This window comes from Streptomyces viridochromogenes DSM 40736 (genome assembly GCF_000158955.1).
Classification (GTDB): Bacteria; Actinomycetota; Actinomycetes; order Streptomycetales; family Streptomycetaceae; genus Streptomyces; species Streptomyces venetus.
Genome location: NZ_GG657757.1, coordinates 7715301 through 7725124, shown reverse-complemented (window position 1 = coordinate 7725124; position 9824 = coordinate 7715301). Strand labels below are relative to the sequence as shown.

Annotated in this window: 6 protein-coding genes and 2 pseudogenes; 4 read left to right on the top strand and 4 right to left on the bottom strand. The window is 73.7% G+C overall.

Annotated elements, in window-relative coordinates; translation table 11 throughout:
- The 3 genes and pseudogenes from SSQG_RS38580 to SSQG_RS33815 form a co-directional block, all read left to right on the top strand.
- Positions 1-379: pseudogene (locus tag SSQG_RS38580) on the top strand (mechanosensitive ion channel domain-containing protein); the annotation flags it as partial.
- A gap of 195 nt (positions 380-574) precedes the next feature.
- Positions 575-2794: an NADP-dependent isocitrate dehydrogenase gene (locus tag SSQG_RS33820; protein ID WP_003994476.1), complete on the top strand. Its 2220-nt coding sequence runs from the start codon at positions 575-577 to the stop codon at positions 2792-2794.
- 163 nt (positions 2795-2957) lie between these two features.
- Positions 2958-3746, top strand: a complete 789-nt coding sequence (locus SSQG_RS33815; protein WP_003994475.1) for an N-formylglutamate amidohydrolase — start codon at positions 2958-2960, stop codon at positions 3744-3746.
- Between the two features lie 99 nt (positions 3747-3845).
- Here the strand turns inward: SSQG_RS33815 and SSQG_RS33810 are convergent, their stop codons facing one another.
- The 3 genes from SSQG_RS33810 to SSQG_RS33800 all read right to left on the bottom strand — a co-directional run bounded on the left by SSQG_RS33810 (position 3846) and on the right by SSQG_RS33800 (position 6441).
- Positions 3846-4376: a hypothetical protein gene (locus SSQG_RS33810; RefSeq protein WP_052310379.1), complete on the bottom strand. Its 531-nt coding sequence runs from the start codon at positions 4374-4376 to the stop codon at positions 3846-3848.
- Positions 4373-4948 carry an RNA polymerase sigma factor gene (locus tag SSQG_RS33805; protein WP_003994473.1) on the bottom strand — a complete coding sequence of 192 codons (576 nt, stop codon included), beginning with the start codon at positions 4946-4948 and terminating at the stop codon, positions 4373-4375. The genes SSQG_RS33810 and SSQG_RS33805 overlap by 4 nt, the downstream gene beginning before the upstream one ends.
- Positions 4949-5010: 62 nt before the next feature.
- Positions 5011-6441, bottom strand: coding sequence for a S8/S53 family peptidase (locus SSQG_RS33800; RefSeq protein WP_003994472.1), 1431 nt, complete (start codon positions 6439-6441; stop codon positions 5011-5013).
- A gap of 177 nt (positions 6442-6618) precedes the next feature.
- On the opposite strand from SSQG_RS33800, the pseudogene SSQG_RS33795 reads away from it, so the two are divergent.
- Positions 6619-9196 (top strand): annotated as a pseudogene (locus SSQG_RS33795) (CHAT domain-containing protein).
- A 41-nt stretch (positions 9197-9237) separates the two neighbouring features.
- Here the strand turns inward: SSQG_RS33795 and SSQG_RS33790 are convergent.
- The coding region (locus SSQG_RS33790) for a helix-turn-helix transcriptional regulator (RefSeq protein ID WP_244299337.1) at positions 9238-9824 on the bottom strand (587 nt) is incomplete at its 5' end.

The window sequence follows — 9824 nt, the reverse complement described above, 5'->3', positions numbered from 1 at the left end:
GCTGACCGTCCTGGTGCAGGTCGGGGTGGCGTACGACAGCGATCTGGACCATGTGGAGCGGGTGACCAACGAGGTCATCGCCGAGACGATGGCCGAGGTCGAGGGCGCCGTGGCGGACCACGAGCCGATCATCCGGTTCCACACCTTCGGCGACTCCCGCATCGGCTTCACCGTGATCCTGGGGGTCGGCGAGTTCAGCGACCAGTACCGGATCAAGCACGAGTTCATCAAGCGCCTGCACAAGCGCTACCGGGTCGAGGGCATCCGCATCCCCGCCCCGGCCCGGACGGTGGCGCTCCAGCAGGGCGCGGCCGTCATCCCGCAGCAGCGGACCGGCGAGATCGAGCCGGGCGGGATCACCGCAGGGCGCTTCGACTGAGACCCTCCGGCGCCGGTGCGTCGCCGACGGTGATCCGCGCCACCCCGGTGCGGGCCGTCGGCGACGCCCCGTGGCCTGTCGGGCACGGTGCGTCGGACGGTTGCCCGAAATCGGTCGCGGACCCCTGTCGAGACACGGTCGATCACGAGATATCTTGATGTCGAGCAATGTTGCAGACGTGGAGCGGAGCACCCGGTGACTGACTCGACCATCATCTATACGCACACTGACGAGGCCCCGGCCCTGGCAACGTATTCCTTCCTGCCGGTGGTCCAGGCGTACGCCTCGCAGGCGGGTGTCGCCGTCGAGACCCGCGACATCTCGCTGGCCGGGCGCATCATCGCCCTGTTCCCGGAGTACCTGAGCGAGGACCAGCGCGTCCCGGACGCCCTCGCGGAGCTCGGCGAGCTGGCCAAGACGCCCGCCGCCAACATCATCAAGCTGCCGAACATCTCGGCGTCCATCCCGCAGCTCAAGGCCGCGATCGCCGAGCTGCAGGGCCAGGGCTACGCCCTGCCGGACTACCCGGACGACCCGAAGACCGACGAGGAGCGCGAGATCCGCGCCCGCTACGACAAGGTCAAGGGCTCCGCCGTGAACCCCGTCCTGCGTGAGGGCAACTCGGACCGCCGCGCCCCCGCCTCGGTCAAGAACTACGCCAAGTCCCACCCGCACCGCATGGGCGCCTGGTCCGGCGAGTCCAAGACGGACGTGGCGACCATGGGCCAGAACGACTTCCGCTCCACCGAGAAGTCCGTGGTGATCGCCGAGGACGGCGCGCTGCGCATCGAGCTGGTCGGCGACGACGGCACCACCACCGTGCTGCGCGAGTCCGTACCCGTGCAGCAGGGCGAGGTCGTCGACGCCTCCGTGATGCGCGTCGCCGCCCTGCGCGAGTTCCTGACCGCGCAGGTCGCCCGTGCCAAGGCCGAGGGTGTGCTGTTCTCGGTGCACCTGAAGGCCACGATGATGAAGGTCTCCGACCCGATCGTCTTCGGCCACGTGGTGCGCGCCTTCTTCCCGAAGACGTTCGCGCGGTTCGCCGACAAGCTCGCCGCGGCCGGCCTCACGCCGAACGACGGTCTGGGCGGCATCTGGAAGGGCCTGGACGCCCTGCCGGAGGGCGCCGAGATCAAGGCCTCCTTCGACGCCGAGCTCGCCGCGGGCCCGGAGCTGGCGATGGTCGACTCCGACAAGGGCATCACCAACCTGCACGTGCCCTCGGACGTCATCATCGACGCCTCGATGCCGGCCATGATCCGCACCTCCGGCCACATGTGGGGACCGGACGGGCAGGAGCACGACGCCCTCGCGGTCATCCCGGACTCCTCCTACGCGGGCGTCTACCAGGCCGTGATCGAGGACTGCAAGGCCAACGGCGCCTTCGACCCGTCCACGATGGGCACGGTGCCGAACGTCGGCCTCATGGCGCAGAAGGCCGAGGAGTACGGCAGCCACGACAAGACCTTCGAGATCGCCACCACGGGCACGGTCCGCCTGGTCGACCAGAACGGCACCGCTCTGATCGAGCAGGTCGTCTCGGCCGGTGACATCTTCCGCGCCTGCCAGACCAAGGACGCCCCGATCAAGGACTGGGTGAAGCTGGCCGTCACCCGCGCCCGCGCCACCGGCGACCCGGCGGTGTTCTGGCTGGACGAGACCCGCGCGCACGACGCCAACCTGATCGCCAAGGTCAAGGCCTACCTGGCGGAGCACGACACCGAGGGCCTGGACATCCGGATCCTCAACCCCGTCGAGGCCACCAAGCTGTCCGTGGAGCGCATCCGCCGCGGCGAGAACACCATCTCGGTCACCGGCAACGTGCTCCGCGACTACCTGACCGACCTCTTCCCCATCCTGGAGCTGGGCACCAGCGCCAAGATGCTGTCGATCGTCCCGCTGATGGCGGGCGGCGGCCTGTTCGAGACGGGCGCGGGCGGCTCGGCGCCGAAGCACGTCCAGCAGCTGGTCAAGGAGAACTACCTGCGCTGGGACTCCCTGGGTGAGTTCTTCGCCCTGGTGCCGTCCCTGGAGCAGTACGCCAAGGTGACGGGCAACGCCCGCGCCCAGGTCCTGGCCGACACCCTCGACCGCGCCACGGCGACCTTCCTCAACGAGGACAAGTCCCCGACCCGGCGCGTCGGCGGCATCGACAACCGCGGCAGCCACTTCTACCTGTCCCTGTACTGGGCGCAGGAGCTGGCCCAGCAGACCGACGACGCGGACCTGGCGAAGGCCTTCGCCCCGCTCGCCGAGACGCTCGCCGCCAACGAGCAGAAGATCGTCGACGAGCTGGTCGGCGTGCAGGGCAAGCCGACCGACATCGGCGGCTACTACCAGCCCGACCCGGCGAAGGCGGCCGAGGTCATGCGCCCGTCCGCGACCTGGAACGGCGCCCTGGCGTCCCTGAGCTGACGCCACCGGCCCCGGGCTGACCGACGGCCCGACGGCAAGCGACTCGCCCCGACCGGCACGACGTCCGGTCGGGGCGGGGTCGTTTTCGGAGAAGCTGGAGCCCCGAGGGAGAAGCTGGAGCCCCGAGGGGGGATCCCCCTGACACCGTCCGTGGAGCCGCCGCATGATCGACGACCCGCAGCCCTTCGACGTCCTGCCCGGCGCCGGGCGCTCCCCCGTGATCCTGCATGTTCCGCACGCGGCGCGGGAGGTGCCGCCGTCCGTGCGGGCGGACATCGTGCTCGACCACGAGCAGCTCGCCCGGGAGCTGGACCACATCACCGACGCGCACACGGCGGAGATCGCCGAGGTGGCGGCCGGCCGGGCCGCAGTCACGCCGTGGCGGTTCGTCAACCGACTGTCGCGGCTGGTCGTCGACCCCGAGCGGTTCCCGGACGAGCGGGAGGAGATGCGGGTCGTCGGCATGGGGGCGGTGTACACGCGGACCACGCACGGCGACGCGCTGCGGCCCGAGCACGTCGAGGCCGGGCCGCTCGTCGAGCGGTACTTCCTGCCGTACGCGCGGGCCATGACGCGGGCCGTGGAGGAGCGCCTGGCGGCCACCGGGCGGGCGGTGATCATCGACGTGCACTCGTATCCCAGTGCCCGGCTGCCGTACGAGCTGCACGGCGAGGGGCCCCGGCCGCCGGTGTGTCTCGGGACCGACTCCTTCCACACCACGGACGCGCTGCTGGCCGCCGCGAGGACGGCGTTCGGGGAGACGGAGCTCGACAGCCCGTTCAGCGGGGCCTACGTACCGCTGGAGTTCTACGGGACCGACCCGCGGGTCGAGGCGCTCATGGTGGAGATCCGCCGGGACACCTATATGACCGAGCCGGGAGGGCCCGCCGGGCCCGGGCTGGAACGGCTCGCCGGCGCCCTGGCCCGCCTCGTGGACGCGGTGTCCGGCTGAGTCGACGCCATGTCCGGCTGAGCCGTCGCCGTGCCCGGCTGAGTCGACGCCGTGCCCGGCTGAGTCGACGCCATGCCGGCCGACCGGCACGGGCCCGGCTCAGGCCCTCAGCCACTCCGTCACCACCACGTCCGCTCCGGTGCGCAGGCGCAGGGCGAACGGGCCGGGCGGCGGTGCGGCGGCCGTGAAGCGGCCCAGGTCGTCGGCGGCGAGCGAGGACCCGGGGCGGGGGCCGCCGAGCACCTCGACGCGGGCCGGCTGCGGCGGCAGCACCTGCCCCATCAGTCCGTGCGCGGTCACCTCCACGTCGACGGTCACCTCGCCCGCCCGGAAGGTCAGCATCCGGGGCGTGTCGCCGGCTCCCCGGACCGGGAGGGAGTCGACCAGCGAGTCGAAAGTCAGCTCGGCGACGCGGGCCTGAAGGTCATGGAGCGCGTAGGCGTCGACGGCGATCTGCTGGAGCTCCGGCGGCACGGGGTCCAGGACCGCCGCGGCCTGGCGGAGCTCCTCCTCCAGCAGCCCGGCGTCGAACTCCTCGTCGTCCCACCCGCCTTCGTCGAACACCTCGTCGTGCAGGCCGTCGTCGTGCAGGCCGTCGTCGTGCAAGCCGTCGTCGTGCATGCCGCTCATATCGCTCCCCGCGCCTCGAGCCGGGCCCGTAACCGCCGCAGACAGCGTTGCCGCAGCGGCCCGATGCTGCCAACCGCGATCCCCAGCGCGGCGGACACGTCCTGGTAGCTGGGCGGCGGCGAGGCCATCAGCACGCGCAGCAACTGCCTGCACCGCTCGCCCAGTTCCTCGAACTCCTGCCACAGCCGCCGTACCCGTTCGCTCTGGGCGGCGGCCTCCTCGGAGTCGAGCAGCGACTGTTCCGGCGTGCCGTCCTCGCTCACCCGGTCCAGTACGTGTGGGTCGTCCGTCAGGGTCAGCCGTCGCGAACTCCGGATCACCTTCAGGCACTCGTTGCGCGCGGTGGCCGCCAGCCACGCCCCCGCCTTGCCGGGCTCGCGGATCCGCCCGAGGTGCTGGGCGAAGCGGAACCACGCGGTCTGGTACACCTCGTGGGCGTCGGCGTCGGAGAGCCGGTGGGCCCGCACCACGGACCACACCAGAGGGCTCAGCCCTTCCACGAGTGTCTTCCAGGCCGCCGCGTCGCCGTCGGCGGCAGCCTGGACGAGTGCCCCGGCATCGGTACGGTCCACGGCAGCCTCACCCCTCGTGTACGGCACGTCATGGTACGCCGCTGAGGGGACGACTCCGGCCCTCACAGGCCGGGCGCCAGGCGCATGACCGGGACCGGGCGCCAGGTGGGCGGACGCAGCGCGGGGACCTGCGCCCCGCGCACTTCCGCGAAACCGGCGCCCGCGGCGAGCAGTTGCCGCCGGGCCGCGCGCGGGTCGGTCTCCTTGTGCGCCGTCATGTGGGCGGCGACCAGTCCGGCGGCCACCGGGGTGGCGAAGGAGGTGCCGCTCCACTGCGCGTACCCCTCGAACATCACCTGGTCCGGCTTCGCGGAGGCGTTCTCGTCGCTCAGCACCCCGAAGTGGCGGGGGTGCCGGCAGGTGCAGCCGTATGTGAACCCGTAGCGGCAGGCCTCGTACGTGGAGTGCTGGTACACGTACGGGACGGGCGACTCGAAGCCGGTGAGGACGCTGGTGAGGCGCTCGCCGGGGGCGTAGACCTTCACCCAGGGGCCGTGGTTGGTGAAGCAGGCGCCGAACTCGCCGTCGCTGCGCAGGGCGCCGACCGAGAGCACGGAGTCCTCCCAGCCGGGGAGGTCGGCGTAGGCGGCGGGCCAGAACGGGGTGGCGCTGCCGTTGTTGCCCGCGGCGGCGACCAGCAGGGTGCGCTGCCCGCGCAGTTCCCGCATGAAGTTCTCCACGCCGAGCAGGCCGTCGGTGCGGCCGTTGGAGGTGCCGGCGGAGAGGCTGAGGACGTCGGGCCAGCCGCCGGCGTCGACGGCCTCGAAGAGCTTCTCGCCGAACTCCGACTCCAGGACGGCCCCGGCGTCGTTGAGGCTGCCGCGCACGGTGATGTCGGTGCTGGGCGCCACGGCGGCGACGAGCCCGGCGATGAACGTGCCGTGCCCGACGTACTGGTGGAGGACGCCCTGGTCGTCGCACTCCTTCAGCTGCGCGTCGCCGTCGGTGTGGGCGAGCAGCGCGCAGGAGCGGTAGTCGTGGGTGAGGCCGGTGTCGATGACGAGGACGCCGACGGCGGTCTCCGGGTCGTACGGCGTGTCCGCGGCGGCCGGGTTGGGCGGCTCGCTGAGCGGGACGGGCACGGGTTCGTCGCCGGGGCAGGCGTTGACCGCGATGTGCACCACGTGGTTGCGGGCGACCATCCGGTGCCCGGCCCTGGCCTCGTGCTCGCGTACCGACCGCAGCGCCTGCGCGACGGCCCGGTCGGCGCCCCGGTGGCCCTCGCCGGGGTCCCCGACCCGGATCCGGGTGACGCCGCTGCGGTTCGTCTCCGGGCCGGCCCGGCGGATCTGGTCCTGGTCGAGGTCGGGTGCCGCCGTGAAGTGCGCCCGTACGGTGTCCTCGACGAACCGGGCCTCCTCACCGTCGCGGACGAGGACGACGCCCTTCTCGTACATGAACTCGGCCGAGTCGTCCGGGCCCATCGCGAGGGGGACCTCCGGCATCGCGCGCTGGATCTGGTCGAACTGCTCGTGGAATCGCTGAGGTGCCATGGCGTGTCCTCCACTGTGCGACGGCGTCGGTCGGTGCGGCGAGCGGTCGTCGGTACTCGTCGACATGAGCCGCCGGACGGCCGTTTGATACAGCGCCGAACCTGTGTGGCGCGGTCGCGGCCCACTACCATCCGAGGAGTGACAGCGGGAAGCGACTCGGTGCCGGAACTGCTGCCGATGGTGTTCGCCGACCCGGGCGAGGCTCTCACGAGGGCCCGGGCGCTGCTCGACACCGATCCCTCCCCGCTGGACGCGTCCGTCGCCCACCAGGTCGTCGGCATCTGGCAGCGGGACTTCGGTGACCTGCGGCTGGCCCTGAACCACCTGCGGCGGGCCAGGGATCTCGCGGCGCGGGCGGACTCCGCCGACCGGGAGGCGGACGTACTGGCCACCCTGGGCGTGGCGCTGGTGCACGCGGGCCGCACGCGGGAAGGCCTGGCGGCGTTCGAGCGGGGTGTCGCGCGGGGCGGCGGCCATACCCGGGCGCGGGTGCTGTACCGGAGGGCGTACGTGTGGTGGGTGCTCGGTCACCATCGCGAGGCACTGGAGGACGTACGCCGGGCGGTGCCCGTGCTGCGGCAGGCGGAGGACGTGATCTGGACGGCGCGGGCGCTGACCCTGCGGGCCACCGTGCATCTGGCGCTGGGGGCGGTGGAGCGGGCCGAGGCGGACTTCACGGCGGCCGAGGCGCTGTGGGACACCACGGGCCAGGAGCACGACAAGGCCGACGCGGTGGAGAGCCGGGGGCTCGCCGCGTTCCGGTCCGGTGACGTGCCGGCGGCACTGCGGCTGCTCGACGAGGCGGAGGAGCGCTACGCCCGGCTCGGCACGCCGACGTTCATGCTGAACATCCGGCGCTGCGAGGTGCTGATGGCGGCCGGGCTGGCGCCCGAGGCGCTGGCCGAGGCGGACGCGGCGATCGGCCGGCTCGACGAGATCGGCCGGGCCAGTCCACCCGCCAAGGCGGAGCTCCTGCTGGCCGCCGCTCCGAGACGCGCGCGTCCCGGCCCGGGGATCCGCACACCGCGATCGCCCGTGCCGCCCTCGCGGTACGGCTGTTCGCCGGGCAGCGGCGCACCTGGTGGGAGGCGCACGCCCGGCTGGTGCTGATCGAGGCGCGGCACGCGGCCGGACGGAACTCGGGGCGGCTGGTCGCCGACGCCGCCGCGGTGGCCGAGAGGCTCGCCGCCTTCGGCGCGCCGGCCGCGCCCGAGGCGTCGCTGCTCGCGGGCCGGATCGCGCTGGGCCTCGGCTGGACGGGCGGACGCGGAGCGGCATCTGGCCGTCGCCGCGCGCAGCCGGCGCAGCGGACCGCCGCTGGCGCGGATGACGGGCTGGGCTGCGCAGGCGCTGCGGGCGCGGGCCGCCGGGTCGGCGCGGGGTGTTCTGGAGGCCTGCCGGCGGGGCCTGGACGTGCTCGACGACCATCGCACGACGCTGGGCGCCTCGGAGCTGAGGGCCCGCGCCACCGAACAGGGCGCGGAACTGGCCGCGTTGGCGGGGGAGGCAAGTCTCGTCTCGGGCGGGCCGCGGCGGCTGCTGGTGTGGAGCGAGCGCTGGCGGGCCACCGTGCTGTCCACGCCGCCGACCCGGCCGCCCGCCGACCCGGAACTGCTCAGCGGCATGACCGCCTTCCGCGAGATCGCCTCCCGCGCGGAGGCCGCCCGGATGGAGGGACGTCCGGTTCCGGCGCTGGAGCGTGAACAGCGGCGTCTGGAGCGGCAGATCCGCTCCCGGACGCTGCACATGCGGGGCGAGGCGCCGGGGGAAGGGGACCGGTTCGACGTCGGCCGGCTGCTGGAGCGGCTGGGCGACGAGGTGCGGCTGGTGGAGCTCGCCGTGCTCGACGGGCGGGTGCAGGTGCTGCTGTGCGGGCGGGGGCGGGTGCGCAGGTTCGAGGCCGGGCTGCTCGCCGCGGCGGAGACCGAGGCCGAGCACGTCCAGGCGGGGCTGCGGCGGCTGGCCCATCCCGGGGCCGAGGCGCGGCTCGCGGTGGTGGAGGCGGCCGGGCGCCGTCTGGAGGAGCTGCTGCTGGGACCGGCCGCGGCGCATTTGGGCAGCGGCCCGGTGGTGGTCGTGCCGCCGGGGCGGCTGCACCGGGTGACGTGGGCACTGCTGCCCGTCGCTGCGGGAACGGGTGCTCAGCGTGTCGCCGTCGCGGGCAGTTGGCTGCGCGCCCGCGAGACCGCTCCCCCACCGGACGGCCGGCATGTACTGGTGCGCGGCCCGGGCCCTCGCGACCGGTGGCGCCGAGGTGCCCGAGCTGGCCGGCCGGTACGCCTGTGCCACGGTTCTGGAGGACGGCGAGGCGCGGGTGCCGCGCGTGCTGGAGGAGCTGGACGGGGCCGCGCTGGCGCACATCGCCGCGCACGGCACGTTCCGCGCGGACAGCCCGCTGTTCTCCTCCTTGCGGATGGCCGACGGACCGATCGTGGTGCACGACTTCGAGCGGCTGGACCGCAGTCCCTACCGGATCATCCTGTCCTGCTGCGACACCGCCCGCCTCGCCTCGGTCGGCGCCGACGAACTGCTCGGGCTGGTCACGGCGTTGCTGCCGCTCGGCACGGCCGGGGTGGTGGCGTGCAGCGCGCCCGTCAACGACGCGGCGGTGGTGCCGCTGATGCTCGCGCTGCACAAGGGCCTGGGCGGCGGCCTGTCGCTGGCGGAGGCCCTGCGCGACGCCCGGGCCGCCCTTCCGGGCGACGCCCTGCACCAGGCCACGGGGTGGGCGTTCGCGGCGTTCGGGGCGGCCTGACCCGTCCCCTGTTCGGGTCAGGCCGCCGGCTCGGGGACGGCCTAGGCCGGTTGGGCTTCCGGCACTTCCGTGAGCCAGGGCAGGGCGCCGCGGTCGTTCGCGCCGAGCCGGGCGTAGGCGCTGTACAGGTGGTTGCCGACGGTGCGGATCGACAGGGTGAGGCGTTCGGCGATCTGCCGGTTGCTCAGGCCCGCCGCCGCGAGGGTGACGATCTGGCGCTGCCGTGCGGTGAGTTCGCCGAGGACCAGCCCGGACAGGGCGGGGGTACGGGCGCCCTGGCAGCGCCGGGCCAGGGCGACGGCCCGGGTGCGGGAGTGCCGGGCGGCGCGCGGATCGCGGTGGGCGCGTACGGCCTGGGCGTGCGCCTCCGCGGCGAACAGGGTGAAGCCGCGCCGCTCCAGCTCCTCGGCCACGCGGTCCAGGTCCGGGCCGTCCGCGCGGGTGAGCGCGTCGGCGTGCCGGGCGAACACGCCGCTCAGCCGGTCGATGACCTTCTCGGGAGCGCCGAGCCGGACGGCGTCGTAGGGGTCGGTGAGGGCCGCGAGGGCGGTGTCGAGGTCAGCCGGGCTGTCCACCGTGGTGGAGGCACGGGTGAGTTCCTCAACGGCACGACGCGTGCCCGGGCTCT